The sequence below is a fragment of the Mycobacterium sp. genome (assembly GCF_965229265.1).
Lineage (GTDB): Bacteria > Actinomycetota > Actinomycetes > Mycobacteriales > Mycobacteriaceae > Mycobacterium.
This window is the reverse complement of record NZ_CBDDIY010000013.1, coordinates 473,316-498,248: the sequence shown is the minus strand read 5'-3', so window position 1 is coordinate 498,248 and position 24,933 is coordinate 473,316. Positions and strand designations below refer to the sequence as shown.

Annotated in this window: 27 protein-coding genes; 5 read left to right on the top strand and 22 right to left on the bottom strand. The window is 68.2% G+C overall.

What is annotated here, in order from left to right:
• Nucleotides 1–3: 3 nt before the first annotated feature.
• The 5 genes from ADBZ9K_RS24465 to ADBZ9K_RS24445 are packed head-to-tail and all read right to left on the bottom strand — an operon-like array spanning nt 4 to nt 3,857.
• Nucleotides 4–669 (bottom strand): O-methyltransferase, encoded by a 666-nt coding sequence (locus ADBZ9K_RS24465; RefSeq protein WP_526624838.1) that lies wholly within the window; start codon nt 667–669, stop codon nt 4–6.
• A gap of 28 nt (nt 670–697) precedes the next feature.
• Nucleotides 698–1,195: a TIGR04338 family metallohydrolase gene (locus ADBZ9K_RS24460; RefSeq protein WP_526624837.1), complete on the bottom strand. Its 498-nt coding sequence runs from the start codon at nt 1,193–1,195 to the stop codon at nt 698–700.
• Nucleotides 1,192–1,941, bottom strand: coding sequence for a DUF2786 domain-containing protein (locus ADBZ9K_RS24455; RefSeq protein WP_526624836.1), 750 nt, complete (start codon nt 1,939–1,941; stop codon nt 1,192–1,194). The genes ADBZ9K_RS24460 and ADBZ9K_RS24455 overlap by 4 nt, the downstream gene beginning before the upstream one ends.
• A gap of 42 nt (nt 1,942–1,983) precedes the next feature.
• The gene (locus ADBZ9K_RS24450) at nt 1,984–3,021 is read right to left on the bottom strand and encodes an alpha/beta hydrolase (protein WP_526624835.1); all 1,038 of its coding nucleotides are present in this window, start codon (nt 3,019–3,021) and stop codon (nt 1,984–1,986) included.
• The gene (locus tag ADBZ9K_RS24445; protein WP_526624834.1) at nt 3,018–3,857 is read right to left on the bottom strand and encodes an alpha/beta hydrolase; all 840 of its coding nucleotides are present in this window, start codon (nt 3,855–3,857) and stop codon (nt 3,018–3,020) included. The genes ADBZ9K_RS24450 and ADBZ9K_RS24445 overlap by 4 nt, the downstream gene beginning before the upstream one ends.
• 105 nt (nt 3,858–3,962) lie before the next feature.
• On the opposite strand from ADBZ9K_RS24445, the gene ADBZ9K_RS24440 reads away from it, so the two are divergent.
• Entirely contained in the window at nt 3,963–4,958 is a 996-nt protein-coding gene (locus ADBZ9K_RS24440) for an RNA polymerase subunit sigma-70 (RefSeq protein ID WP_526624833.1), read from the top strand.
• A gap of 25 nt (nt 4,959–4,983) precedes the next feature.
• Here the strand turns inward: ADBZ9K_RS24440 and ADBZ9K_RS24435 are convergent, their stop codons facing one another.
• From ADBZ9K_RS24435 to ADBZ9K_RS24425, 3 genes are read right to left on the bottom strand one after another with little or no spacing between them, the layout of a single operon-like run.
• The gene (locus ADBZ9K_RS24435) at nt 4,984–5,406 is read right to left on the bottom strand and encodes a nitroreductase family deazaflavin-dependent oxidoreductase (protein WP_526624832.1); all 423 of its coding nucleotides are present in this window, start codon (nt 5,404–5,406) and stop codon (nt 4,984–4,986) included.
• A 42-nt stretch (nt 5,407–5,448) separates the two neighbouring features.
• A complete protein-coding gene (locus ADBZ9K_RS24430) occupies nt 5,449–6,432 on the bottom strand; it encodes an L-lactate dehydrogenase (protein ID WP_526624831.1) in 984 nt (327 codons plus the stop codon).
• A gap of 2 nt (nt 6,433–6,434) precedes the next feature.
• Complete coding sequence (locus tag ADBZ9K_RS24425; RefSeq protein ID WP_526624830.1) at nt 6,435–7,397, bottom strand: ferritin-like domain-containing protein; 963 nt, start codon at nt 7,395–7,397, stop codon at nt 6,435–6,437.
• A gap of 361 nt (nt 7,398–7,758) precedes the next feature.
• On the opposite strand from ADBZ9K_RS24425, the gene ADBZ9K_RS24420 reads away from it, so the two are divergent.
• Nucleotides 7,759–8,166 (top strand): hemophore-related protein, encoded by a 408-nt coding sequence (locus ADBZ9K_RS24420; protein WP_526624829.1) that lies wholly within the window; start codon nt 7,759–7,761, stop codon nt 8,164–8,166.
• Between the two features lie 56 nt (nt 8,167–8,222).
• On the opposite strand, the gene ADBZ9K_RS24415 is transcribed toward ADBZ9K_RS24420, so the two are convergent.
• Nucleotides 8,223–8,669 (bottom strand): MarR family winged helix-turn-helix transcriptional regulator, encoded by a 447-nt coding sequence (locus ADBZ9K_RS24415; RefSeq protein ID WP_526624828.1) that lies wholly within the window; start codon nt 8,667–8,669, stop codon nt 8,223–8,225.
• Nucleotides 8,670–8,764: 95 nt separating this feature from the next.
• Here ADBZ9K_RS24415 and ADBZ9K_RS24410 point away from each other — a divergent pair, with 95 nt between their 5' ends.
• Both ADBZ9K_RS24410 and ADBZ9K_RS24405 read left to right on the top strand, forming a co-directional pair.
• Complete coding sequence (locus ADBZ9K_RS24410; protein WP_526624827.1) at nt 8,765–9,520, top strand: pirin family protein; 756 nt, start codon at nt 8,765–8,767, stop codon at nt 9,518–9,520.
• Nucleotides 9,501–10,775, top strand: coding sequence for a PQQ-dependent sugar dehydrogenase (locus tag ADBZ9K_RS24405; protein ID WP_526624826.1), 1,275 nt, complete (start codon nt 9,501–9,503; stop codon nt 10,773–10,775). The genes ADBZ9K_RS24410 and ADBZ9K_RS24405 overlap by 20 nt, the downstream gene beginning before the upstream one ends.
• A 4-nt stretch (nt 10,776–10,779) precedes the next feature.
• Here the strand turns inward: ADBZ9K_RS24405 and ADBZ9K_RS24400 are convergent, their stop codons facing one another.
• A complete protein-coding gene (locus ADBZ9K_RS24400; RefSeq protein WP_526624825.1) occupies nt 10,780–11,058 on the bottom strand; it encodes a GlsB/YeaQ/YmgE family stress response membrane protein in 279 nt (92 codons plus the stop codon).
• Nucleotides 11,059–11,258: 200 nt separating this feature from the next.
• Between ADBZ9K_RS24400 and ADBZ9K_RS24395 the strand changes: the two genes are divergently transcribed.
• On the top strand, nt 11,259–12,374 hold the full coding sequence (locus ADBZ9K_RS24395) for a phosphodiester glycosidase family protein (protein WP_526624824.1): 1,116 nt from the start codon (nt 11,259–11,261) through the stop codon (nt 12,372–12,374).
• A 52-nt stretch (nt 12,375–12,426) separates the two neighbouring features.
• Here the strand turns inward: ADBZ9K_RS24395 and ADBZ9K_RS24390 are convergent, their stop codons facing one another.
• Genes ADBZ9K_RS24390 through ADBZ9K_RS24335 form a run of 12 tightly spaced genes read right to left on the bottom strand, consistent with a single transcriptional unit; the run spans nt 12,427 to nt 24,932 of the window.
• A complete protein-coding gene (locus ADBZ9K_RS24390) occupies nt 12,427–13,251 on the bottom strand; it encodes an SDR family oxidoreductase (RefSeq protein ID WP_526624823.1) in 825 nt (274 codons plus the stop codon).
• 9 nt (nt 13,252–13,260) lie between these two features.
• Nucleotides 13,261–13,959 (bottom strand): YoaK family protein, encoded by a 699-nt coding sequence (locus tag ADBZ9K_RS24385; RefSeq protein ID WP_526624822.1) that lies wholly within the window; start codon nt 13,957–13,959, stop codon nt 13,261–13,263.
• A gap of 25 nt (nt 13,960–13,984) precedes the next feature.
• Nucleotides 13,985–14,665, bottom strand: coding sequence for an Mce protein (locus ADBZ9K_RS24380; protein ID WP_526624821.1), 681 nt, complete (start codon nt 14,663–14,665; stop codon nt 13,985–13,987).
• Complete coding sequence (locus ADBZ9K_RS24375) at nt 14,632–15,180, bottom strand: Rv1363c family protein (protein WP_526624820.1); 549 nt, start codon at nt 15,178–15,180, stop codon at nt 14,632–14,634. Before ADBZ9K_RS24375 ends, ADBZ9K_RS24380 begins: the two co-directional genes overlap by 34 nt.
• A complete protein-coding gene (locus ADBZ9K_RS24370; RefSeq protein WP_526624819.1) occupies nt 15,177–16,154 on the bottom strand; it encodes an RDD family protein in 978 nt (325 codons plus the stop codon). Before ADBZ9K_RS24370 ends, ADBZ9K_RS24375 begins: the two co-directional genes overlap by 4 nt.
• Complete coding sequence (locus tag ADBZ9K_RS24365) at nt 16,151–16,828, bottom strand: Rv1363c family protein (RefSeq protein WP_526624818.1); 678 nt, start codon at nt 16,826–16,828, stop codon at nt 16,151–16,153. Before ADBZ9K_RS24365 ends, ADBZ9K_RS24370 begins: the two co-directional genes overlap by 4 nt.
• Nucleotides 16,798–18,348 carry a virulence factor Mce family protein gene (locus ADBZ9K_RS24360; RefSeq protein ID WP_526624817.1) on the bottom strand — a complete coding sequence of 517 codons (1,551 nt, stop codon included), beginning with the start codon at nt 18,346–18,348 and terminating at the stop codon, nt 16,798–16,800. Before ADBZ9K_RS24360 ends, ADBZ9K_RS24365 begins: the two co-directional genes overlap by 31 nt.
• A gap of 14 nt (nt 18,349–18,362) precedes the next feature.
• The gene (locus tag ADBZ9K_RS24355; RefSeq protein WP_526624816.1) at nt 18,363–19,505 is read right to left on the bottom strand and encodes a virulence factor Mce family protein; all 1,143 of its coding nucleotides are present in this window, start codon (nt 19,503–19,505) and stop codon (nt 18,363–18,365) included.
• Nucleotides 19,506–19,513: 8 nt separating this feature from the next.
• Entirely contained in the window at nt 19,514–21,136 is a 1,623-nt protein-coding gene (locus ADBZ9K_RS24350) for a virulence factor Mce family protein (RefSeq protein WP_526624815.1), read from the bottom strand.
• Nucleotides 21,137–21,139: 3 nt separating this feature from the next.
• Entirely contained in the window at nt 21,140–22,687 is a 1,548-nt protein-coding gene (locus ADBZ9K_RS24345) for an MCE family protein (protein ID WP_526624814.1), read from the bottom strand.
• Nucleotides 22,684–23,724: a virulence factor Mce family protein gene (locus ADBZ9K_RS24340; RefSeq protein ID WP_526624813.1), complete on the bottom strand. Its 1,041-nt coding sequence runs from the start codon at nt 23,722–23,724 to the stop codon at nt 22,684–22,686. Before ADBZ9K_RS24340 ends, ADBZ9K_RS24345 begins: the two co-directional genes overlap by 4 nt.
• Nucleotides 23,721–24,932 (bottom strand): MCE family protein, encoded by a 1,212-nt coding sequence (locus tag ADBZ9K_RS24335; protein WP_526624812.1) that lies wholly within the window; start codon nt 24,930–24,932, stop codon nt 23,721–23,723. Before ADBZ9K_RS24335 ends, ADBZ9K_RS24340 begins: the two co-directional genes overlap by 4 nt.
• Nucleotide 24,933: the final 1 nt, after the last annotated feature.

Here is a 24,933-nt window from a genome sequence, read left to right as displayed (position 1 = left end):
CGGCTACGTCACCAGCGCGACGGCGAAACCGTCCCAGCCTTTGCGCCCCACCGTCTGGATGGCGGCGGTGTCGAGGCGGTGATGGGTGCTCATCATCTCCAGCATGTCGCGCACGCCGCGGGCCTGGCGGTCGCCGTCCGCCGGGTCCAGGATGCGGCCGCTGCGCACCACGTTGTCCACCACGATCACGGTGCCGGGCCGGCCGAGGTCGATCGCCCACTGGACGTAGGCGGTGTTGTTCTCCTTGTCGGCGTCGATGAACACCAGATCGAACTCACCGGTGAGTCCGGGCAGGCGCTCCAGCGCGGCGCCGACGACGATGTCCACCCGGTCGGCCACCCCGGCCCGCTCGAGATTGGTCCGGGCGACCTCGGCGTGCCGCGGTTCGTATTCCAGTGTGACGACGCTGCCTTCGGCGCCGACGCCGCGTGCCAGGCAGATCGTGCTGTAGCCGCCCAGGGTGCCAATCTCCAGCACCCGGCGGGCACCGCGGATACGGGTCAACAGGTAGAGCAGCTGCGCGCTTTGCGGGGACACCTCGATGGGCGGCAGCCCGGCGGCCGCCGAGTCGGCCAGCGCGGCGGCCAGCGCGCGATCCTCGCCGAGCAGCAGGCGGTCCAGCAGTTCGTCGACGGGCTGCCAGTCGGTGGGGCCGATCGTGTCGCTCACCGCCCCACCGTAACCGGTGCGGACCGGCTCAGCGCACCCCCTCTTTGGCGTACACCACCCGAAGCACATGACCGACCTCCGGGCCCATCACCACCGAAGCCAATTCACAGAAGGTCGCGGTGAAGCCCGGCCCGTGCGCGGGCCCCTCGGGCGCTAGGTGGTGGGCAATCTCGTGCAGGACGACCAGCTCCCGCATGGCCCAGTCGGCGGCGTTGCGGTCCGGGACCGCGATAACGCCTGTGCCGTCGCGGTTCTCGTAGTGCGCGGCGCCCCCCGCCCGCCGGGGCCGCACGCTCAGCGGCGCCGAGGCGGGCCACCGGTCGGCCACCGCGGGCAGCGCCAGCACCTCGTCGACGTAGCGCTGCACCGACGTCATCGACGCGAAGCGTCCTTCCGGCGGCAGGGTGAGCTGAGCGCCGAAGAAGTCGATGGTGGGTGAATTATGTTGGGCGGCACGGTCGAAGAGCATTCGGATGAACTCCTCGGCGGCGTAGACCCGCGAGCGCTGACTGTCGCGCGAGCTCACCGGGACAGCCGGCGGCGCGCCCCCGGCAGTTCGGGGGACGATCCCAGCTGGGCCTGCCGGCCGGCCCGGTCACCGGCGCGCCGGGCGGCCGACGAATACCCCGCCGTCGCGCGGGTGGCCTGCCAGGTGCCCCGCGCCTTGGATGCCTGCCGGTAGTAGTCGCGCAACTCAAGTTCCTTGTTGCGCAGCGCCAATGCGGTTCCCGGCGCGGACTTCCGGTCGCGGGTGGCCTCGTGACGGGCTTCGTCTCGCGCCTGCGCCAGACGCTGGGCGACCCGGGCACCGAAGGCCAGTTGGAAGTTGAGCCGGGCGGTGATGGTCGGCGTGGGGCGGTGCGCCCCGGTGGACAGGTAGGCGTCACAGGCCCGCACCATCTGGACCACGAGGCTGGCGTAGAGGGCGTGGCTGGCGTCGATGTCCTCGCCGAACCCGTAGGCGTAGACGAACGTCGAGTTGGAGGCGACATCGCAGCGCACGTCGTTGGCCGCGGCGATGCCGGCGAACAGCTGCACATAGGTGCGCAGCCCGCGGCTGCCGGGCTCGCCCATGGTGATGGTCCGCTGGGTCGGGGCCTGGGCCGCCGTCCGGGTGGCCGAGTGGGCGCGCGCCACGGCGAGGTCGATGGAGGTGGCGGTGGCCAGACGCTGCGCGGCGGCCATGAACGCCTCGGCTTCGTGGGCGTTGTCGGTGCCTTCGGCCTGACGGAGCAGCGCGGCGATCCGCGCGAGCATCTTGTCGTCGGTCACGAATGGCAACCTAGCCGAGCACTATGACATCGGCACGGCCGGTCATCTGGTGACGAACTGGTCCAGGGCGGCGGTCAGCTGCGGTGACAGCGGGCCCGGTTTGGCGTAGTTGCCGACGTTGTCGGTCGGGTCGTCGCGCAGCACGTGGTTGACGCCCTTGAGTTGCAGGAACGTCAGTGCGGTGTGCGCCAGTGCCGCGGTGAGCGGCGCCATGTCGGCGCAGTTGGCCTGGGCATCGGAATCCGAGCAGGTCACCAGGACCGGGGTGCCGGCCGGGATGCGGGCGGCCAGATCCAGCGGGTCGATGGCGTCGGCCTCGGCGACGGCTTTGACATTGCCGGGGTTGAGGATTGCGCTGAGACCCTCGGGCAGCTTGGCCGCCACGGTGCCCTTGGTTCTGGTCTCCTGGACCGCGGCGTCCCACGCGGCGATCACTTGGTCGGCCTGCTGCTGGTTCTTCTGACCGCTCTTGACCGCCGCGGCCATATCGCCCTTGACCCGGCTGGTGATCAGGTCGAGGTAGCGACCGGCCAGGGGTTGCAGCAGCCCCAGCGCGTGGATCTTGGGCGCGCCCGCGGAGGTGTCGTCGGCCAGCGACATGGCGTGGACGGTGCCCTCCCCCAGGCCGTAGACCGAGACCCGGTTCTTGTCGGTGCCGGACTGGTCGGCCAGGAACCGCACCGCGGCCTTGGCCCCGGCGGTGTAGATGGCGCTGCCGACGTCGGCGGGGCGGTCGGCGAAGGGGCCGAGCCCGGTACGGCCGGTGCCGACCTTGTCGTAGCGCAGGGAGGCCTCGCCGTGCTCGGACAGGTACTCGGCGAGCTGGCGCATGTTGCCGATCGGGCCGGCGACGTTGTTGTCGCCGTTGCGGTCGGTGCGGCCACTCTCCGAGATCAGTAGGGCCGCCGGTGCGGGCGGGGCGCCGTGCTGATGGCGGTAGGTGCCGTGCACGGTCAATCCGTCGGCGTCGAAGGTCACCTCGTCCTCGACCCAGGCCTTGGACGATTCGCCGGTCGACGAGCAGCCCGCCACCAGGGTCAGCGCCAGCGCCGCCAGCGCGACGCACCTGGCCAGCCTCACAGCCTGGCCTCGATCCAGGCCGTGACGTCGTCGAGGACCCGGTCGCGCTCGGGCTCGTTGAACACCTCGTGGTAGAGCTCCGGGTACACCTTGAGGTGCACGTCGGCGGAGCCGACGCAGTCGACGAGCAGTTCGCTGCCGCTGGCCGGTACCAGCGCATCCTCGGCGCCGTGCACCACCAGCAGCGGCGCGGCGAGTTGCCGGGCGCGCTGGGGCATCGTCTCGCCGACCTTCAGCAGCGCCTTGGCGATACCGGCGGGGATCTTGCCGTGGTGCACTAGCGGGTCGGCGTTGTAGGCGGCCACCACCTCGGGGTCGCGTGAGACGGCGTTTGCGTCGAGTTCCTCGACCGGAAGGTTCGGCAGCAGCGAGCCCACCGCCTTACCCAGCAGGGCTTTACCCGGGGGCACCCCGATGTGCGCGGCGACCGCGGGGCCGGAGAGCACCATCAGGTCGAACGCGCCGGGGCGCTCCACGCCGTAGGCGAAGACGATGCCGCCACCCATGCTGTGGCCGAGCACGATTCGGGTCAGTCCGGGGTGCTCGGCGGCGGCAATGTTGACGAGGGTGTCGAAGTCGCCGGTGTACTCGTCGATGCTCTTCAGCCGCACCCGTTTGCCGCCGGAGCGGCCGTGACCGCGGTGGTCGAGGGCGTAGGTGATCAGGCCGGCCTGGCCGAAGCGCTCGGCGACGTGGTCGTAGCGGCGGGCGTGCTCACCCAGGCCGTGCGCCAGGACGACCACGCCGCGGGGCTCGGTGTCGGGCGTCCACACGTCGTAGACGATGCGGACGCCACCGACTCCGTCGAACGTCCGCTCGGTGCGCGTTGTGACCATCAGGGGAGCCTAACGGGGTCGATGGCCCGGCCGAGTTCGACACAGGGTTGGGGCCCGCCGCTGTCGCCGCTTCCGTTGTCGGTGGTCGTGCGTAAGCTCGGTTCGGTGAGCGTGCTCGCACAAAGTCTTGACGGGGGCGACGACGATTTCTTGGCTCGGGCCGAGCCGTACCGGCGCGAGCTGCTGGCGCACTGCTACCGGATGACCGGCTCGTTGCACGACGCCGAGGACCTGGTGCAGGAGACCTTCCTGCGGGCGTGGAAGTCGTTCGACCGGTTCGAGGGAAAATCCTCGGTGCGCACCTGGTTGCACCGCATCGCCACGAACACCTGCCTGACCGCGCTCGAGGGTCGCCAGCGCAGGCCACTGCCCACCGGGCTGGGCGCGCCGAGCTCCAATCCCACCGACGAACTCATCGAGCGGGCCGAGGTGCCCTGGCTGGAGCCACTGCCCACCACGTCATATGACGATCCCGCCGATCCTTCTGTGATCGTTGGATCCCGGGAGTCGGTCCGGCTGGCTTTCGTTGCCGCCCTGCAGCATCTGTCGCCGCGGCAGCGCGCCGTTCTGGTGCTGCGCGACGTGCTGCAGTGGCGCGCTGCCGAGGTCGCCGAGGCGATCGGCGCCTCCACGGCCGCGGTGAACAGCCTGCTGCAGCGGGCCCGCGCCCAGCTCGACGAGGTCGGGCCGAGCCAGGACGACCACCTCACGCCGCCGGAGTCGACCGAAGCCCGCGAACAGCTGGCCCGCTACATCGCCGCGTTCGAGGACTACGACATCGAGCGGCTGGTGGAGATGTTCACCGCCGAGGCCGTCTGGGAGATGCCGCCGTTTATCGGCTGGTACCAGGGCGGGCCGGCGATCGGGACGCTCATCCACGAGAACTGTCCGGCCGATGCGGCCGGCGACATGCGGCTGCTGCCGTTGATCGCCAACGGGCAGCCGGCCGCGGCGATGTACATGCGCCTGCCCGACACCGGCGGGCGCCATGTGCCCTTCCAGCTGCACGTGCTCGACCTGCGCGCCGACGGCATCTCCCACGTGGTGGCGTTCCTCGACACCAGCCTGTTCGCGAAATTCGGCCTGCCCGAGGTGCTTTGACCCCACTGCGCCGCAGACCCGCGGTTCAGGAGCGGCGCAGCTCGACGACCGGGATGACGCGCGAGGTGTTGCGCTGGTACTCGCCGAACTGGGGTTCGACCGCGACCTGCTTGGCGTAGACCTCGTCGCGTTCGGGACCGGAGAGCACTCGCGCGGTGACCGGGAATGTCTCGGTTCCCAGCTCCACGACGGTGTTCGGGTTGGCAACCAGGTTGTGGTACCAGTCCGGATTGGTGTCGGCTCCGCCCTTGCTGGCGAAGATGAAGATCCGGCCGTCCTCCAGCAGGGGCACCAGGGGCGCGATCCGCTGGGTTCCCGACTTCGCGCCGACGTGATGCACCAGAACCAGTGGCTTCCCTTCGAACATCCCGCCGGCCTTGCCGCCCGTGGCGCGGAACTCTTCGATGACCTTGCGGTTCATCTCGTCGAAATTGATGGCTTCTGTCATGAGTCCACCGTAACCGTGGCCCGAGTCAACTCGACGAGCACTTCACAGGTTCAGCGAATCCTGCGCGGAACGCAGCGCCGTCGCCGAGGCCTGCAGCCCGAGCAGTTCGTTGACGGCCAGCGGCACCTGTAGCACCTCGCCGGCCCCGGCCGCCGAGACCACGGTGGGCAAAGACAGTGCCACACCGGTGATTTCATAGGCGCCGCGCTGGACGCTGGAGACCGGCATCACTCGATGCTGATCGCCGAGCACGGCCTCGATGATGCGGGCGGTCGACAACCCGATCGCCAGATTCGTCGCGCCCTTGCCCTCGATGATCTCGTAGGCGGCGTTGACCACATCGGCCGAGATGGCCGTGCGGGTGGCCTCGTCGAAGACGATCGCCCCGTCGCTGCGGAACTGCTCGGCCGGCACACCACCGATCGACACGCTCGACCACAGGGATATCTCGGAGTCGCCGTGTTCACCGACGATGAATCCGTGCACGTTGCCCACCGCCAGATCGGCGCGCTGGGCGACCAAGAAGCGAAATCGGCTGCTGTCCAACAGGGTCCCTGATCCAAAGACCCGTCCCGGCGGGGCGTCGACGGCCTGCGCGGCGGCATAGGTGACGACGTCGACGGGGTTGGTGACGAAGATGATCACCGCTCGCGGCGACATCTGCAGCAGCTGCGGGGTGAGCTGCTGTGCCATCGCCACATTCGTGGCCGCCAGCTCGAGACGACTCTGCCCGGGATGCTGCCTGGCCCCCGCGGTCACCACAACGATCGCCGACCCCGCGGTGATATCGAGCTGATCGGAGCCCGACACCGTGCAGTGCGGGACGAACTGGCTGCCGTGGTTGAGGTCGAGGACCTCGGCGCGCACCTTCTTGGCGTTCGTGTCATACAGCGCCAGAGCGCCCGCCGACCCGCGGATCAGGCAGGCGTAGGCGATCGCCGTCCCGACGCTGCCGACCCCGACGATGGAGACTTTGCGGTTCCGTTGCTCGGGCACAGCTCCATCATCGGGTACGGCGCTCGTCACGGTCAGTCGATGCCGACGATCTCCTGGGCGATGGCAGCCACCCGGGCCTGAGCGGCCGAGACCAGCCGAGCACGATTCTTGTGCGCTTCCTCGTAGGCGACGATCACCCGAATGTCGGCGGGGTCGCCGAGTTCCTTGACGGCGGCGACGGCCTCGTTGAGGTTGAGCTCGTCGTAGCCGGTGATCGGCAGTTCACTGGGCTCCAGGACACCGGTGGCGCTGCGCATCGAGTGCAGGGCGTCGGCGGCTCCGTCCGCACCCTCGCGACGCGCGACCCGCTCGGCGGATTCCAGCGCTGCGTCACGCGACGCTGCCGCTGCCTTGACGGCGACACCGCCGGCGTGCGCGCCACGGCTGACCAGCTCGTCGACGGCGGGGCGGGTGTTGCGCAGGGCGTCCAGGGCGCGATCGATGCCGCGGACCGAGGAGATCATCGGCCAGTTGGCCACCCGAATGGCCAGGCCGGTGACAACCTGCACCGGCGTGCGGCGCAGGGCCGCGGGCCCGCCGAGCGCGTCCTCGGCCAGGACCGTCGTGAGCCAGTCCACGGTGGCCGAGTGCGCGGTGATCAGGCGATTGGCCAGGCTCTCGACGTCGGATTGCCGGGCGGCGACGGCCAGCGCCTTGAGATAGCGGGCGCGGTCGAGCAGCTGTCCTTCCAGCGCGAGGTCGCCCAGCAGTGCCTCGTCGAAGGGCTGGGCCTGCTCGGTCAGTGCCTTGACGGCGGCGGCGGCGCGGCCGAGGAACGGGCCGATGACGTCGGGGAACCCACCGAGGTCGCGGATCGCGGTCTCGATGGCCTCGGCGCGCTCGCGGCCGTTCTGGGCGTTCTGGGTGAGTTCGCGGCGCACGGCGTCGGTACGGGCCTGTGCGACGCGGGTCTCGGCGATCTGGATCTCGGTGTTGGTCAGGTCGAGCACGGCCCGCAGCTGGGCCAGCAAGGTTGCGGTATCTGCTGTGGTCATAGGGTCCCTCCCCTTGGGGGGTTGATGGCGGCGCGGTTATTGCGCCTCTGAAGGCCTTTACCCGCTATGCACGGTCCGTACTCCCGTTTGCGGGCGATAACGATTGCGTCACAACCCGAGATCACGATCAGCTAAGGGATTGCGCCGGGAAATAAGAACATTCAGAACTCGTGGGCCGCCCTGACTACCCGGTAAACCGATCCCCACGAAATGGGTCGAAGATCACCCACTGATGCAGTAACACCGTCCTCGGGGCCGAATTCAGCAGTCGTTACGACATTTTGCTGCAAAACCTCAGGCGTACTTTGGATTTCAGGAAGGGGAACAGCGACCGATTCATGAATCGGAGAAGGAAGTGATCATGATGTTCAGCGGAATCACACCGGGTACGCGGGTCGCGGCCGGGTTCGCCGGTTGGGTGGTAGGGGCAATGGCGGTGGCCACCCTGGCCACCCTGGCCGCACCGATCGCCTCGGCCGCCCCGGACTGCAGCGGAGCCGGCGTTGCCAACACGGTCAACTCGGTCACCGGCTCGGCTCATCAGTACCTGGCCGGCCATCCCGGTGCCGGACAGGTACTCATGGCGGCGGCCAACCAGCCCCGCCCGGAGGCCGCGGCGAACGTCCGTGGGTATTTCACCGCCAACCCGGGCGAGTACTACGACCTGCGCGGCATCCTGGCCCCCCTGGGCGACGTCCAGCGCCAGTGCGGCGTCGCGGTGTTGTCACCCGACCTGCAGTCGGCCTACGACCAGTTCATGGCCGGCTGAGGTCAACAGGACCCGCCGATCCGCCGCCACGGTGCATGCCGTGGCGGCGGATTGCATCACGGCTCCAGACGCTGCAGCACCGTCGCGGTCACCGCATCGAAGGCGCGCAACTGGGCCGGGGTCATCGACTCGAAAAGCACCGACCGGACCAGCGCGACATGGCCGGGCGCGGCGGCGGCCAGCGCATCGGCGCCCGCCGCGGTGATCGCGACGACGGCGCCGCGCCGGTCGTGCTCACTGCCGCGCCGGTCGATCAGCTCGCGGGCGCGCATGCGGCTCAGCTGATGCGAGAGCCTGCTCTGCTCCCAGCCGAGTTCCTCGGCCAATTCGAAGACCCGCATCGTCGCCCGTTCCGACAGGGCGACCAGAACGTCGTAATCGGCCAGCGAGAGCCCGCAGTCGGCCTGCAGCTGGCGGTTCATCGCCGCCTGCAGTCGGCCGACCATGGCCAGGTAGTTGCGCCAGATCCGTTGTTCGTCGTCGGTCAACCACCGCGGGGCCATGTCGCCCAGCCTAGCGGAATACATGATACGTCATTCATGTTGTCGGGTTCAAGGCCGGCCACCTAGGCTGGCAACCGACCCGAGGGGTGATTGACATGGCCGCAACCGTCGACATCAGGCGCGCCGCCGACCGCGCTGCGACGAAGATCGACTGGCTGGACTCCAAGCATTCGTTCTCCTTCAGCCACCACTACGACCCGGCGAACACCCACCATGGCCTGCTGCTGGTCAACAATGACGACATCGTCAAGCCCGGCACTGGTTTTGAGACTCACCCGCACCGCGACATGGAGATCGTCACCTGGGTGCTGCAGGGATCGCTGGTGCATCAGGATTCGACCGGGCACTCCGGGGTGATCTATCCGGGACTGGCCCAACGGATGTCGGCCGGCCGCGGCATCCTGCATTCGGAGAAGAACGACTCGTGGCGGCTCACGGGCCACGAAACACACAGCGAACCAGTGCATTTCGTGCAGATGTGGGTGGTTCCGGACGAATCCGGGATCGACCCCGGATACCAGCAGCTGGAGATCGACGACGAATTGCTGCGCGGCGGCCTGGTGACCATCGCCTCCGGTATGCCCGAGCACGCCGACCAGACCGCGATCGCGATCCGCAACCGGTACGCGGCGTTGCACGGCGCCCGGTTGCAGCCGGGTGAGACGGTGCAACTGCCCGAGGCCCCCTATCTGCACCTGTTCGTGCCCCGCGGAGCGGTGACCCTGGAGGGCGCCGGCGAGCTGGGTGCCGGCGACGCGGTGCGGTTCACCGCCTCTGGCGGGCAACAGGTCACCGCAACCGCGCCCGCCGAGATCCTGGTCTGGGAGATGCATGCCGGGTTGGCGAGCTAGGGTCGGCTGCGCCGCCATCGCGGCGCTGACGGCGGCGTGCGGGCAACCGGCGCCGCCCGCACCGCCCGCCGCCGCACCCATGGGTTTGGCGCCGGTCACCGTCAGCGTCCCGGACGGTATGGCCGGCGCCCCACTCGACACCCCGCGCCAGGCCCTGGTGCCGGTCGGCTGGACGATGTCGGTATGGGCCCGGATACCCAAGGCCCGGTTGGCGGTGTGGGCTCCCGATGGCGCGCTGTTGGTATCGATACCGGCTGCGGGACAAGTACTTCGACTGACTCCGGCCGCGCCACGCGCCAACAGCGCGGTGCTGCTCGATGGCCTGGACCAGCCGCACGGTCTGGCCTTCGACGGCGCGACGCTGTATGTGGCCGAAAGCGACCGGATCGCCGCGTATGGCTACGCCGATGGCCGGGCCGGCGCGGCCCGCGTGGTCGCCGACGGCCTGCCCGATGAGCGCAGCCCGGAATTGGGGGGTGCCTATGCCCACGCCCTCAAAAGTGTTGCGGTGGGCGATGACGGCGCCGTCTATTTCTCGATCGGCTCAACCGGCAATGTCACCGCGGTCGACCGCACCGCCAGCCCGCCGCGCGCCACGATCATGCGGATCCCGCCGGGGGGCGGCCCGCCGGCCGTCTTCAGCACCGGCGTTCGTAACGGCACCGGGCTGGCCGTCGCCCCCGATGGATCCGTCTGGACGGCGGTCAACAACCGCGACCAGGTGGCCGACCCACACCCGGGGCCGTCCTACGCGACGGTGACCACCGATTACGTCAACGACCACCCACCGGAGTCGATCGCGCGGCTGTCCCCGGGGCGCGAACTCGGTTGGCCCTATTGCAATCCCGACGTCGACGGCCGGCCCACGTTCCTGCCCGATGTGCAGACCAATGCCGACGGCAGCCGCCTCGACTGTGCGGCGCTGGCGCCGGTCGAGCAGACCCTCGGTGCGCATTCCGCACCGCTGGGACTGAGTTTCGTCGGCGCGCCACTGCCCGAGCCGTTCGCCGTCGGCGCGCTGATCGGGGTGCACGGGTCGTGGAACCGCACCCCGCCGCGCGCGCCCGAGGTGTCGTTCTTTGCCTGGCGCAACGGCGCTTTGGGCCCACAGCAGACGCTGGTGGGCGGATTTCAGGACGCCGACGGCACCCGCTGGGGGCGCCCGGTGTCGGCCGTCGCCGGCCCCGACGGCGCGGTGTACATCACCGACGATTACGCCGGTGCGGTGTACCGGCTCGCGCCGCCGGGCCATTGAGCGATCAGTGGTGGACGCGGCTGCTCCGGCCGGTGATCGCGACGTAGATCCCGATCAGGATCACCGCGACGACGATGCCGACCAGGAACGGGATGATGGCGAATCCGCCATTGGCGTTGGAGTACCCGAGCTGGTAGGCGATCCACGAGCCGAGGAACGAACCCACCGCACCGAGCAGGATCGTCATGATGACGCCGATGTTCTGCTTGCCCGGCATCACCAGCCGTGCCAGCGCCCCGACGATCAGGCCGACCACAATCGCTCCGATAATCGTTCCGATCATTGCTGCTCCTCATGTTCCGGCAGGGCCCAGCGGGCTCCGCGCCGAACAGTAGTTCCCCAGAAACCGCCCGGATAACCGCACCGGGCCCGCGATCGGTGCTCCAGCAAATACCGTCGCGCCGGTTGTGACGGCCCTGCAGCCGAACCGTCACGGCCCTGTTACGAAAGTTGACAGCGGTACCTGTGAGGTTATTGTGAAGTTTGCCGGACCCTACCCATCGTGACGAAAGGCCCAGTGTGCCAACCCCAGCCGCGACCCTGCGCCGCATCTCCGCGCGCGCCGTGGCGGTGATCGCCAGCCTGACGCTGGCGGCCACCACGGGCATGCCGGTCGCGGCGGCGGACGGTCGCGAGCAACTCGCCCAGGCCATCGCCACGACGCGGGGCAGTTACCTGGTCTACAACTTCGGCAGCGGCTACCCCGCGCCGATGCTCAACGCGGCTGGAAACTGGTACGAGATGACCAACGGTGGCCATCTGATGATCGTCAAGGCCGCCTCCAAGCGGTTGACGCCCCGTCTGCTGGTCGACACCCACACCGGCTACCAGTCCCGGTGCGAACGCACGCCCGGAGCGCGCACCCGGGAGGGGCTGGTGCAGGCCTCGGAGACCTACAGCCCCCTGCAGGCCTGGCAGGCCCTGGGTCAACCGACCATCGCCGTCAACGCCAACTTCTTCGATGTGCGCTCCCAACAGGCGGGGTCGTGGAAGACCACCGATTGCAGCTCACCGCTGGGCGCCTACGTCGACAACACGCAGGGGCAGGGCCGGGCCAACGCCGCCGTGACCGGAACCATCGCCTACGCCGGCAAGCAGGCGCTCTCCGGCGGCGACGAGGTGTGGACGGCGCTGACGACGATGATCCTTCCGGTTGCCGGCGCCCCGTTCGTGGTGACGCCCAAGACACCCGACGACTACGACTCCGCCACCCCGGTCATCCAGGGCCTGCTGGACAAGGGCACCCGGTTCGTCGCCGTCAGCGGACTCAAGCTGCTGGCACCCGGTGACACCGGCCAGATGAACGACCCCGGCCCCAGTGCGGCGCGCACCGCGCTGGCCTATGCCAGGGACCGCGACGAGATGTACGTCTTCCAGGGCGGCAACTACACCCCGGACCAGATCCAAGATCTCTTCCGCGGCCTAGGCAGTGACACCGCGATCCTGCTCGACGGCGGCGGCTCCTCGGCGATCGTGCTGCGCCGCGACTCTGGCGGGATGTGGGCGGGCGCGGGAGTGCCGAAGGGGTCCTGCGACACCATGCAGGTGCTCTGCGACTCGCGGGAGCGGGCACTGCCGAGTTGGCTGGCGTTCAGCTAGTTATCCGTTGCGGTGTGGCTGCCGGACTGCAACTGCCGCACGCGACCCCCAGTCAGGGTTGTCCGAGCACTCGGCGCAGGACCGCGTCGCGAACGCGGGTGGGGAGCTTGGTCATCAGAGTCATCTGAACAACGGTGGCTACGCCCACCGGGTAGCGTGCCCGCGGCTTGTGTGCGGTGAGTGCGGTGAGCACCACCTTGGACACCTTCGCGGGATCCACCGCCAGACGCTGCGACGTCGGGATCGATTTCCGCATACCCGCTACATGTTTGGTGTACAGAGCACGGTGTCGCGGCGCCAGTGCGGCTTCCATGTCGATGAAGCTCTGGTCTGCAGTGCGCCACAGATCGGTGTCGGTCTGGGCGGGCTCGACGACGCTGACCGCGATATGCCAGGGCCGAAGCTCTTGTCGCAGTGCGTCGGCGGCGGCTTCAAGGGCAAACTTGGACGCGCTGTAGGCGCCCATCATCGGCGCCGCAAGCTTGCCGTTCACACTGGAAATGAACACGATCCGGCCACGTGACTCCCGCAACAACGGAAGCACCGCAGAGGTGACCGCGAGCTGCCCGACCACGTTCACGTCCAGTTGTCGCCGGATCTCTGCCGTGGTCAACCCCTCGAGCGGGCCGCTGACCGCAATCCCAGCATTGTTGACCACCGCATCGAGACGGCCGGGCAGCGCCTCGGGTAACGCCGCGACCTGCGCGTCATCGGTGACGTCGAGGGTCACGGTGCTGACTCGCGGCAACGCTGACAACGCTTCGGCGTCGGCCGCGTCGCGGACACCGCCGATGACATCCCAACCGGCGGCGGACAGGTAACTCACGATCGACTTGCCGATACCACGCGAGGCGCCGGTAACCAGAACAGTGGGCATGTCGCGACTCTACTTGTCGGACTGTGCAATCGGCGCCGGTTGTGGACCGTAGTGGAAGACCGCCAGGCTGGCCGCCACTGTCGCCGCGGCCAGCCCGATCACCGGGGCGACCATGAAGCGCGACATCGTCGCGCCGACTGTCGCACCGGCACACATCGTGAGAACGACGGCGTAGCGCAGCTTTTCGCGCTCACCGCTGCCGCCGGCCAGCCGGCTGTCAACGCCGATCCCGACCAGGGTGGAGGTCAGCACCGTCGTACTGAGTTCCTGGATTCCAAATTGGCGGGCCGCGGCGTTCTGCGCGCCGAAGGTGACCGCGAGACCGGCGATCAGGATCAGCTTCCCGTCGTCGTGATAGTTCAGCACCCCAGTGCCCGCGAGCACGGCCAGCACCGTCAGCAGGACGATCTCGGTGCCCAGCGCCGCGGTGAGCCACAGTCGCACTTCATGATCGAGGTGGCGGGCGAACCGGCCGCCCAGCACCGTACCGATCAGGAAACTCACGAAGGCGATCACCGCGGCCGTCATGTCGACACCGGAATGTGGGACGAACCAGAAGCCCAGGAAGATCACGTTGCCTGTCATGTTGGCGACGAACACGTGGCCGAGCACCAGCACGCTGATCGCATCCACCAGGCCGGTGGCGAACGTCAGCAGCAGCAATGCGACGACGGTCAGTCGCTGCGACACGGGCGAGACGACGGCCATGGCTCAGTATGGCCAATCGCCGCGCTCAGAGCTGCGGGGTGAGGTCCAGCGATGTCACCGTGGTCATCTTGGTGACCAACCACCGTGCGCCATCCCGCTTCAACTGCAACCGGTAGGACAGGTACCGCATGGCGGGGATGTTCTTGCTCAGCGGGCTGGTCGAGGTGGTGTTGGTGTAGACCAGGGCACTGGCTTCGGCGGCGTTGAGCGACTCGACCGCGGCGCCCACCACTTCGGTGGTGTTGGTGACCTTGGCCTGCTTGTTGGCCGGCACGATGGCATCGACGTACTTGCGGTACTGCTCCTGGAAGTCGCCCGACAGATACTTGGCCGAACGATCGGGCAGCGATTCCATGTTGTCGGGGGTGTAGGTCCACAGGGTCGTGATCGCTTCTGCTGCGGTCGTGGCGATGTCGAGCTTGGTGTCGACCGTCGCCCGGTCCATCAGATAGGGCGCCACCGTGGCCCCGCCGAACGCTCCCGCGGCGACGAACAGCGCCGCCGAGGTTCCCACCACCACTGCTGTCTTGTTGCGGCCGAACCAGTTTCGCCGCCGCGGCGGCGAAGTCTCGGCCTCGGTGGCGGCGTCAGCCTCAGCGGCGTCGGTGTCCTCGGTAGCGGCGTCGGCGGCGGCCTCGCTGTCGACGGCGTCGGTCTCGGGTGTGCCGTCGGTCAGATCACCTGAAGAAGGTTGCTGATCTTCCACTGCTCTCCCTCCTTGGTCGCGGTTACCACCCATCGGCTGCCGCTCTCGATGACTTTGCCGTCGGGCATGGTGGTCTTGGTCGTGGCGGCCACGACGACGTCGGCACTGCCGTCGGAGTTCCAGCGCTCGATGCCGAGATCCTGAACGGTCCCCTTCGTCGGCTCGGCCTGGGCCACCTGGACGACGACCTCGTTCATCTTCTCCTGGTACAGCTTGGCGAACTGGCCGGTGCCCTGCGCCAGCACCCGGTCGGCGTAGTCGTTGGCATGAAACGGGTCGATGGACGTGTACTGCGTGACGAATCCGCGTACCGAGCTCAGCACCGCCACGTTGCGGACGGCGTCCCGGCGCTGCGTTTCGCGGGTGATCAAGAGCAGCGTGCTCACGGTCAGCGCGGCGATCACCGCGATCGCGGCCAGGCCGGCCACCAGCGGCAACACCCACCGGCGAGGTTGGGGGTCGGGCAGCCGGAACAGCTCGACGCTGTCCGGTTCGATCCTGCGGCGCGGGCTCATTTCGCCTGCCCGGCGGGATTGGGTTTGGCCAGCACAGACAGGTTGGCCACCTGCCACTGGCCGGCCGGCGACTTCTCGAAGTCGACCCGCAGCGTCGCGGTGATCAGGCGCTGCTTGGGGGCCTCGCCGCGCTGGCCCTGCATCAGCAGGAGCATCACCGCGCGGTCCCGGGTATTGGTCAGCACCGTGCTGTTGGTCACCCAGTAGTCGTTGTCGACGGGACCGGCCTTGCGGACCGCATCCTGCTGAGCCACCAACTGCGGGAGGTAGCCGGCGGTCACCAGACCGCGGGCCCGCGCGAAGTCGTCGTCGATACTGGCCACGTTGTAACTGAGCATCTGGGCGACGATCTTGGGCCCCTGCACCGCCAGCTGCTGCTGCGCCTGCTCCACCGCGAGCGCGGGCCGATACACCGTGAGGTAGCCGAGCCCGGTCGCCGCCAGGCCCAGCAGTGCGGTCACCGAGATAACCACCCCGGCCAGCCGGCGCCGGTTGGGTTGCTCCCCCTGGACCCGGTGCACCTCGGTGCGGGCCAGCAGATCGGCGAACGTGCGGCCGCGCGAGTCCCACAATGGCCACAGCCAACCCAGGAACAGTGCGGCGGTGTCGAGCAGGTGCGCCAGGTCGCGGGCCAGCAGACGCCACGGGCTCACCGGTGCGCCGTCGCGCCCGACAACGGCGATCCCGGCCGCCGCCCGGCCCAGTGTCCATCCGGTGATGGACGGCAAGACCAGCCGGTTCAGCGCCATCGCCAGGATGACCGCGGTGGCCAGGCCGACCACCACCCACCAGACCCAGCCACGCAGCGGTGCCGCCCACGCCACCAACAGGCAGGTGATCACCACGCCGGTGCCGAAGAACACGTCGATGCAGAAGGCGCCGGCCCGGGCCCGCCAGCTCGCCGGCACGGCGTCGACGGTCTGCGCGACGGCCGCGGCGGTTTCGGGTTCGGTGTGGTCGAGCGCCACCGTCACTTGCTCACCTGGTCGAGTCTGGCGATCTTGTACGTGCCGCCATCCGGTGCCATCCGCACCCGCAGCCGGTAGCCCTGCTCCTGGTCCTGGCTTTGGGTGTTGGACACCTTCACCCGCACCGCCACCAGGACGTCCATCGAACCGTCGTCGTTGTGGCGTTCCACCGCGGCACGCATGTTGGACACCTGGACCTGAACCTTTGCGGCCTGGTAGGCGTCGACGAGCAGTCCGCTGTACAGGGTTGCCTGCGCACCGAAATCGCCTGTCGCACACTCGATGATCTTCTGCTGGCTGGCGGCCATCGCGTCGGCGTTGGGGGCCTGGGTGGCCGCGACACAGTCCTTGGCCGCGGCCAGCGCCGCCGTCTCCGCGCGGGCCTGCGCTTGGCTCTGCTGATGGGAACGCAGCGCGAGGACTCCGCCCGCGGCGACCGCCAGGCTGACGATCAGCAACACGACCGAGACGCCGACCAGCCGCCGCGCGCTCAGCCGTGACCCGCTGGGCTGCTGCCCGTCGGGCGACTCGGCCTGCCCGGCCGCCTGCGCATCGGTTCGTTGCGCATCGGCGTCGTCGTCGAGCGGGGCTTGATTCGCCGTCTCCTGCGCCGCACTGCTTTCGGCGTCATCGTCGAGCGGGGTGGGGTTCAGCCGGCCGGAGCCAGCATCTCCTTCCATCCGTCGTCTCCTGTACTGCTCGAGTTGCTGACGTTGTACTTCACCCCGTCAGGGCCGACGACCTGGCCGCTCGATGGGCTGTACACGGCCGTATTGCTTGCTGCCGGAGTGTACGTGCACGGATTGGGTTGCTGTCCGTTGCACTGCACGGTCCCGGTCCCCGGCGCACTGAGGTCATCGCTGGTCGGCGGGGTGGGTCCCGGCAGCAAGTTCGCCGGCAACGGGTTCATCCCGTTGTTGATCGTCGGTGCCGGTATCACGGTACCGGGGTTCACTGGCTGGTCACATCGAGCGCCGGGCGCCGGGCAGTTGAGCACCTGGTTGGGATCGCCGTACCAGGGGTTGTTGCCCAGCGGCGTGTACGGCTCGGTGCTGCGGCATTCCATCGGCGTCGCGGCCCGCTTGCCAGGGACGTCGACGCAGGGGAAGTTGCGTGCGCCGCGGACCACGTTGGCCGGGGTGTCCTTCGGAATCTTGCAGTACAGACCGTTTTCCACCGGCATCGGCCTGGTGTCGGCGGGAGCCCGCCATTGGCTGGCCGGCAGGAACCCGGTCAGGCACGGCGGCGGCTGGTTGATGGTCAACCCGAAGTCCAGCGCCGCCTGGCCCGGGTAGGGCGCCGACACCGACTGGGCGACCGAGGCGCCCTGCGGCAACAGCACCAGGGACTGCTCGACGCCCTTGTTGTAGCGCTTGAGCATGTCCAGGATGATCTCGAGGTTCGCCAGCGTCTGCGGCAACGCCTCGCGCACGTCGCTGAACACCGCCGTCACCGCGTCGGCGGTGGGCGCGGCCTGTCGCAAGCCATCGCGCAGAGCCTGATCCTGCGCAGCGGTCTGAGCCGAGATGGTGTTCAGGTTCGCCGCCCATTGCTGGATGGCATCCCCGGAGTTGATCTGGCTGTCAATGATCGGTGCTGAGTTGGCGATGATGTCGTTGACGTCGGCGATGTTGGTCTTGAAGTCACCGACAAGCGCCTGGGTGCCGTCCACCAGCCGCTGCAGCGACGGGCCGAGCCCGCCCACGGCCTGGGCGGTCTCGTTGAGCAGCACCGGGATCTTGTCGGCCGGCAACGCCGCGAGTCCCTTGTTCGCGGCGTCCAGCGCGGGGCCGACCTCCTCGGGCACCGTCGACTTGGTGATGGTCTGCCCGCTGCTGAAGTACTGCCCCGGGTTTCCGTCGGACACCAGGTCCAGGTACTGCTCGCCGACCGCGGACACCGAGTGCACATTGGCGCTGGCGTCGACCGGGATCTTGAACTTGTCGCTGATGCTCATGGTGGCCCGGACGCCGGTCTCGGTCGGTTCCACCGCGGTCACCCGCCCGATCGTGACGCCCCGGTAGGTGACATTGGCCGTGCTGTACAGACCTCCAGAGGAGGGCAGGTCCGCCTTGAGGGTGTACTGCCCGACCCCGGCCAGCGTGGGCAGGCGCAGGAAGTACACGCCCAACACCAGCAGGGCGATCAGCGTCAGCACGCCGAAGACGACGAGCTGCGTCTTGATGAAACGCGTCAGCATCTACTCGTCACCCCTTATTCGCCGCGCTCGACATACGGTCCACCGTCGGTCATGTTCGGGTGCGGTGTGAACCGGACATCCGGGATCATCGTCTGCGGATCGCGGCCCCACGCCTGCTCGAGTGCGCGCAGCATGCCGGACACTCCGGTACCGGTCAGGAACGCGTTGTCGATCGAGCTCAGCGTCAGGTCGAACGTCGCCGAGGTGTTGATGTAGTCGCCCCGGATCACCTTCGGGATGTTGTCGATCGGGTACGGGGCCGTGATGACCAGCTTCAGCGAGTCGATCAGGTACGGCGCGGCCCGTCCGAGCTGCTTGAGCGGACGCTGCAGCAGGGCCAGGTTGGTGTCGAAGTCGGCACGCGACTGCGACAGGGTCTGGTCGGTGATCCGGCTGAACCGCCCGAGTGCCTCCACCGCGCCGGTGAACCGGTCCCTGGCGTCGGCGAAGTACTTGATCAGCGGCGGGAACTCGGTCAGCACCCGGTCCAGGGTGGCGTTGCGGGCCGCGACGATCGACACCAGCTCGTTGGTCTTGTCGATCGCGCGGGTCAGGTCCTCGCGCTGTTGGTTGAGCTGATCGGTGAAGGTGTTCAGCTTGCCCAGGAAGTCGCGGATCTGCTCGGCGTTGCCGGACAGGATGTTGCTGACCTCGGTCTGGATGATCTCCAGGTTGGGGATGCCGCCGCCGCGCAGCACGGTGGCGATGCTGGCCAGTGTGCGTTCGGTGGTCGGGAACGACTGCGAGTTCTTCAGCGGGATCGTCGCGCCGTTGCGCAGCGGTTCCGACGACGGATTCGGCGGCGCATCCAGCTCGACGTGCTGGGTACCCAACAGACTGGTCTGGCCGATGCGCGCAATGGCGTTGGCCGGCAGCGTGACTCCGGGCTGCAGGTCCAGCGTCAGGGTCGGAATCCAGTTCTTCAGCTCGATGGCCCGCACCGAGCCCACGAACACGTCGGCGACGCGCACCCGGCTGTTGACGTTGAGCGCCAACGTATCCGGCATCTGGACGTAGACGGTCATCTTGTCCCTGCCGGTGCCGGGCCCGCCCGGCATCGGCACGTTGGCGATGCCCCGCCAGCCGCACGACGTCAGCACCAGCGCCGTCACCAGCAGCACCAGCCCCCGCCAGCCGAGCCGGCGGGTCGTGCTCATGAACGCGCTCACTGTCCACTCCCCATCTCAGCGGGCAGCGCGGGCCCGGCCGGGGCCGCGGGGGCGGCCGGCGCCGGGGCGCCACCGTTGATCTGCTGCGACACCGGCAGCGGGCCGGGGATCACGTCCGGGCCTGGCGGCGGTGGTGGCGGCGCACCGGGATACCACGGCGGCGGCAGCGGGTTGTTCTGGTCATAGGAGTTCGACGGGGCGCCCCCGGGCGGGCCACCGGGCGGGTAGGAGACCGGGTCGGGTCCGCCCATCAGCGCCGCCAGCGAATCGGGGGTGAGCATGTTGGCGGTGAACGCCTGAACGTCCACACCCTGCATGCCCGGTGCCACGATCCAGCCGGCCTCATGATTTCCGTGCGAGAACAACGTGTCCCGCGACCAGATGCCGGGCACCGTCGTGTCCTTGTAGCCGGACGGCGGCTGTAGCCGCGGCTCCGAGTAGGCGACGTACTTCGGCAGCGTCTCGGCCGTCGAGAACTGATTGACGCCGAACGGCGGGAAGTTGAACTTGATCGCGTCCATGATCGGCGCCAGGTACTCCGCGCACATCTCGGCCGAATCCTGGTAGCCCAGCCGGCTGCCGGATTGGATCGCGCTGCAGATGAACTGCATCGGGTTGGCGAAGCTGGCAACCGTCGGAATGGCCACCAGCGCACCGTGCGTCGGGTGATAGATGTTCTGCAGGTTGGCAGCCAGGTTCGGGTAGACGTGCAACACCGTCTCCAGGCCATTGCGCGATTCCGGCTGCAGGACAGCGTTGGTGACGTCGGCCAGGTTGTTGATGTCCTTGCCCAGCACCGCGCCGTTGTCGTTGACGAACTTGCGGGCAGTGGTCAGCAGCGCGTCAATGTCCTTGACCGCCTTGGCCACTTCCTGATCGGAGTTGGAGAACGAGTTGGTGAAGGTGGCCAGGTTGTTGTTGAGCGACACCAGCTGCTGATCGCTCTTGTGCAGTGCGTTGACGAACAGCGCCAGGCTCTTGAGGACGCCGAAGAAGTCACCGCGTCCCTCGTTCAGCGCGGTCACCGCATCGGAGAGCGCCCGCAGCGTGGTGTTGATCTGCTGGCCCTTGCCGTCCAGGCCGTTGGCGAAGGACTCCAGGACGTCACCGAAGGGGCCCTTGGGCTGCTCGGGCGTGGGACCGAGTTTGGTGACGATGTCGGAGATCTGGTTGCGCAGGTCGTCCCATTCGACGGGCACCTGGGTGCGTTCGATCGGGATGACGGCGTTGTCGGCCAACACCGGTCCGCCGGTGTAGGCGGGCGCCAGCTGAATCACCCGGGAGGCCACCAGGCTCGGGTTGAGGATCGTCGCGGTGGCCTCGGCGGGCACCTTGTACTGGTTGGCGTAGTGGAAGGTGACCTTCATCTTGTCGCCGGCCGGCTCGATCTTGTCGATGTTGCCGACCTGGACGCCCATGATCTGGACCCGGTCACCGGGATAGAGGGCCAACGCCTCGGGGAAGTAGGCGACCACGGTATTGGTGGTCAGCTTCTTGTACAGCTGATAGCCGACCAGCGCGCCGACCAGCCCGAGGATCACCACGAGCGAGCCGATGATGACGGACATCCGGGACATCTTCGGTAGGCCCAGATTGCGGATGCTGAAGACAGTCGACATCGGTTAGGCTCCCCCTCCCTGATCGACGGGCGCCAGGTCACCGACGGGCGGAACCTGGGGCCCCGGTCCCGGTGGCGGGATCGGTCCAACGAGCGCGTTCGGCGGCGGCGCGTAGCCGGGGATATCGGTGGCCGGGCCCGGCAGCGGGCCGACCGGCACGGTGCGTGCCCCGGGCGGACCGGGAGCCAGCGGCGGGGCCGGAACGCCAGCGACGTTCGGCGAGAGCTCGCCGGGGAAGGCGGCACTGGGCACACCGGGCCCACCGACCGCGGCCGGATTGGGCGCCGAGATCGGCACGTCGGCGGCGGGGTATGCCGGGCCACCGAACGGGCCCTCGGTCAGTCCCGCACACGGCAGCGGGTTGGCCGAGGTCGGAATGCCGTCCGCGGGTGGGGTGTACGAGCACGGCGAGCCCGGCCCGACGGCGGGTCCCGGATGATCCGGTGTGCCCTCCAGCGGCGTCGGCGCCGGCGGCGGTGCGCCGTTGGGCTGACGCTGCCCGTTGGGATCGGGGAACCGGAAGGCCGGCAGACCAGCGTTGCGCCAGAACTCCTCGGGATCGATGCCGCGCTTCTTGAACGCGGCGTCCACCCAGGGCTGCAGGATCTGGTAGGGCACCAGGTTGACCACGAGCACCTTGAAGTACGGGCCCGACCCGATCGCCTCGGCCAGTGCACCCATGAACTTCGACGCGGTGATCAGCACGTCGGACAGGTCCGTCTTGTGCTTCACGAGCACGTCGCTGATCGTGTTGAGTTGCTGCAGAACGTGATTGAGGTTCGGGTTGTCGTTGACGAACCCGGCGAACTGCTCGGAGATCAGCGAGACGTTGGCCAGCAGGTTGTCGACCTCGGCGCGGCGCTCGTTGACGGCGGCCAGCAGGGTCTGGGCGTTGACCGCCAGCCGGTTGATCTGCTCGCTGCGGTTGCCCAGCACGGCGGCGACCTTGTTGGCGTTGGCCAGCAGCGCCTTGAACTGTTCGTCGCGCTTGCCGATGGTGTCGGAGAACCGGGCCACCCCGTCCAGCGCCGCACTCAGGTGCGGGTAGGTCTGGTCGATGGTCTCCGACAGAACGTTCAGCGACCGTTTGACGGTGTCGATGTCCCAGCCGGCGGCGGCCTTCGTCACGTCGAACACGGCGTCATAGATCTGGTAGGGCGTGGTGGTCTGGCCGACCGGCAGCACACCGCTGGCCTGTAGCTTCGTGTTGCCGCGCGGCTCGATCTCCAGCACGCGCTTGCCCAGGATCGTCTCGGTGCGGATGGCCACCCGGCTCTCGGTGCCGATTTGCCTGGCGCCCAAGCCAAATCCGATGCGGACATGGTCGCCGTCGATCTTCAGCGACTTCACCTCACCGACGTCCATGCCGGCGATGCGGACCTTGTCGCCGTCGTTGAGGCCGGCGCTGTCGGTGAAATCGCCGTAGTAGATCGGCTGGGCGAACAACTGCGGAATGCCCGAGAAGCTCTGGCCCACCAGGATCACCAGAACGATGATCAGGATGCCGGCCAGGCCGTTCTTGATCCGGTTGTCAGTCTCTAGTGTCCTCATTGCGGGGTGCACCTACCCGTGGGCTGCTGGGTGATCTTGACGGTACGGACCGGGCCACCCGGCTGCAGGCCGTTGAGCTTCAGGTTGATGTCACACAGGTAGAAGTTGAAGAAGTCACCGTAGATGCCACCGGCCCGGCCGATCATCTTGACCGCCTGCGGCAGCTTGGTCAGCAGATCGTCCAACCGGTCCTGACCGTCGGCCAGCGGCTGCTGGATGGTCTCAATCTTGGCGATGGTGTCCTTCAGCTGGGGACGGTCGTCGGCCAGCAGGTCACCGAGGGTGCCGGCGGCGTTGCTGATGTCGGCGGTGGCGGCGGCCAGCGGATCGGCGCGGTTACGCAGTCCGGTGATGAGCACTTCGAAGTTGTTGACGGTGTCGTCGAACTCCTTCTCGTGCTTGACCGTGGTACTCAACACCGTGTTCAGGTTGGTGATCACGTCACCGATCGCCTGGTCGCGATCGGCCAGCGTCGAGGTGAGTTGCGCGGTCTGGTCGAGGATGTCGTTGATGGTGCCGCCCTGCCCCTGGAAGACCGTGATCAGCGACGAGGCGATGGTGTTGACCTTCTCCGGATCCAGCGACTTGAACAACGGCTTGAACCCGCCGATCAGCGCATCGAGATCGAGCGCGGGCTGGGTGCGGGTCATCGGGATGAAACCGCCCGCCGGCAAAACCCGGTCGGCTCCCTCACCGGTACCGCGGTCGAGGTTGACGTAGCGGTTGCCGATCAGGTCCTGGTAACGGATCTGGGCGGTGGTCGACTGGTACAGCGGCAGGCTCCGGTCGACGTTGAGGGTGACCAGCACCCGCTGACCGTCGTCGACCAGGGTGATGTTGGAGACCTTGCCGACCTCCACGCCACCGGCACGGACGAACTGCCCGTCGCGTAACCCGCTGGCGTTACTGAATTCCGCGGTGTAGGCGGTGGTCCGGTCAAACCGGAACTGCCCGAAGACGATGACGATGATCGCCGTGAAAAGCAGCAGCACGAACGAGAATGCCGCGAGTTTGACTGCTGTGCCGGTGATTTTCATGGGTTGATCGTGTTCTCCCCGACTTGGCGGCCCCAGACGTACTCGGTGAGGATGGGCTGGCCGAGCTCGAAGTGGTTGTACGGCGCGAGCGAGGCTCCGTCGTCGACCACCAGGTACGGCGCCGGCCAGAAGTTTCGGTCAACCTTCTGCCAGCAGCCGGGCGCACCGCCCGGGCCGCCGTGCCCGTTGACCCTGGGCAGGTTGTCCGGATAGACGTAGGGATTGGGCGCACCGAGGAACTCGGTGACGGTGTTCAGCGAATATCCGTTGCCACCAAAGGAAGCCAGCGCATCCGGAAGCGCCTGGGCCTCACTACGGATCTGGCAGTAGAGCTGGGGGCTGTACTTGTCCAGCAGTTGGGCGGTGGGAATGAGGTCGGCCTGGCCGCGGGCAAAGTAGGGGCCGCCTCGTTCGAACACGTCGGCGCCGGTGTTACCGAAGCCGGCCGCCGCCAGCAGCGCCGCATCCAGATCGCCCTTCTCGGAGTTGAGGGTGCGCGCCGTGGTCACCGCGTTGTCCAGGAAGCTCCACAGGTCCGGGCTGGCCTTGATGTAGACGTCGGCCAGGTTCGACAGCGAACGGATGTCGCTGCGGATCTGGGGCATCTGCGGGTTGATGTCGTCGAGCACGGCGTTGGCGTTGACGATCGACTGGCCGAACTTGGTGCCCAGCCCGTCGAGCGCCTGCGCCGCCGCCGACAGCGTCAGGTTCAGCTTGACCGGGTCGACCTTCTCCGAGATCGAGGTCAGCGTCTCGAACAACGTGTTGAACTCGGTCGTCACGTGCGACACGTCGATCACGTCGGCGCTGGAGATCCTGGCCTTGCTCGGATCCTTGGGGCTGGTGAAGGCGACGTACTTGTTGCCGAACACGGTGCTGGCTTTGATCTGGGCGTCGACGTTGGCCGGGATCAGCGCGATGTACTTCGGGTTCACCGCCAGCGAGAGTTCGGCCACTGCCCGGCCGTCGCGGTTCACCGACGACACGGTGGTGACGCGGCCGATCTCCACCCCGTTGTAGGTCACCTTCGAGCCGGGGTCCATCACCAGGCCGGCCCGGTCGGAGACCATGGTCAGCTTGGTCTTGGGCGTCAGCGCGCCGCGGAACTGCAGGTAGACCAGCGTCCCCACGACCAGGGCCAACACCACGAAGAGCACCCCCGCGAGCTTGATCGGGGGTCGCCGAGACGAATTCAACGGATGTGCCATG

Excerpts from the sequence above, each read along its gene's own strand:
- ADBZ9K_RS24445 (WP_526624834.1), bottom strand. The coding sequence starts at position 3,857 with ATGGTCACAACGCGCACCGAGCGGACGTTCGACGGAGTCGGTGGCGTC.
- ADBZ9K_RS24435 (WP_526624832.1), bottom strand. The coding sequence starts at position 5,406 with ATGACAGAAGCCATCAATTTCGACGAGATGAACCGCAAGGTCATCGAA.
- ADBZ9K_RS24425 (WP_526624830.1), bottom strand. The coding sequence starts at position 7,397 with ATGACCACAGCAGATACCGCAACCTTGCTGGCCCAGCTGCGGGCCGTG.
- ADBZ9K_RS24420 (WP_526624829.1), top strand. The coding sequence starts at position 7,759 with ATGATGTTCAGCGGAATCACACCGGGTACGCGGGTCGCGGCCGGGTTC.
- ADBZ9K_RS24415 (WP_526624828.1), bottom strand. The coding sequence starts at position 8,669 with ATGGCCCCGCGGTGGTTGACCGACGACGAACAACGGATCTGGCGCAAC.
- ADBZ9K_RS24410 (WP_526624827.1), top strand. The coding sequence starts at position 8,765 with ATGGCCGCAACCGTCGACATCAGGCGCGCCGCCGACCGCGCTGCGACG.
- ADBZ9K_RS24405 (WP_526624826.1), top strand. The coding sequence starts at position 9,501 with ATGCCGGGTTGGCGAGCTAGGGTCGGCTGCGCCGCCATCGCGGCGCTG.
- ADBZ9K_RS24400 (WP_526624825.1), bottom strand. The coding sequence starts at position 11,058 with ATGATCGGAACGATTATCGGAGCGATTGTGGTCGGCCTGATCGTCGGG.
- ADBZ9K_RS24390 (WP_526624823.1), bottom strand. The coding sequence starts at position 13,251 with ATGCCCACTGTTCTGGTTACCGGCGCCTCGCGTGGTATCGGCAAGTCG.
- ADBZ9K_RS24385 (WP_526624822.1), bottom strand. The coding sequence starts at position 13,959 with ATGGCCGTCGTCTCGCCCGTGTCGCAGCGACTGACCGTCGTCGCATTG.
- ADBZ9K_RS24375 (WP_526624820.1), bottom strand. The coding sequence starts at position 15,180 with ATGAGCCCGCGCCGCAGGATCGAACCGGACAGCGTCGAGCTGTTCCGG.
- ADBZ9K_RS24365 (WP_526624818.1), bottom strand. The coding sequence starts at position 16,828 with ATGGAAGGAGATGCTGGCTCCGGCCGGCTGAACCCCACCCCGCTCGAC.
- ADBZ9K_RS24360 (WP_526624817.1), bottom strand. The coding sequence starts at position 18,348 with ATGCTGACGCGTTTCATCAAGACGCAGCTCGTCGTCTTCGGCGTGCTG.
- ADBZ9K_RS24355 (WP_526624816.1), bottom strand. The coding sequence starts at position 19,505 with ATGAGCACGACCCGCCGGCTCGGCTGGCGGGGGCTGGTGCTGCTGGTG.
- ADBZ9K_RS24350 (WP_526624815.1), bottom strand. The coding sequence starts at position 21,136 with ATGTCGACTGTCTTCAGCATCCGCAATCTGGGCCTACCGAAGATGTCC.
- ADBZ9K_RS24345 (WP_526624814.1), bottom strand. The coding sequence starts at position 22,687 with ATGAGGACACTAGAGACTGACAACCGGATCAAGAACGGCCTGGCCGGC.
- ADBZ9K_RS24340 (WP_526624813.1), bottom strand. The coding sequence starts at position 23,724 with ATGAAAATCACCGGCACAGCAGTCAAACTCGCGGCATTCTCGTTCGTG.
- ADBZ9K_RS24335 (WP_526624812.1), bottom strand. The coding sequence starts at position 24,932 with ATGGCACATCCGTTGAATTCGTCTCGGCGACCCCCGATCAAGCTCGCG.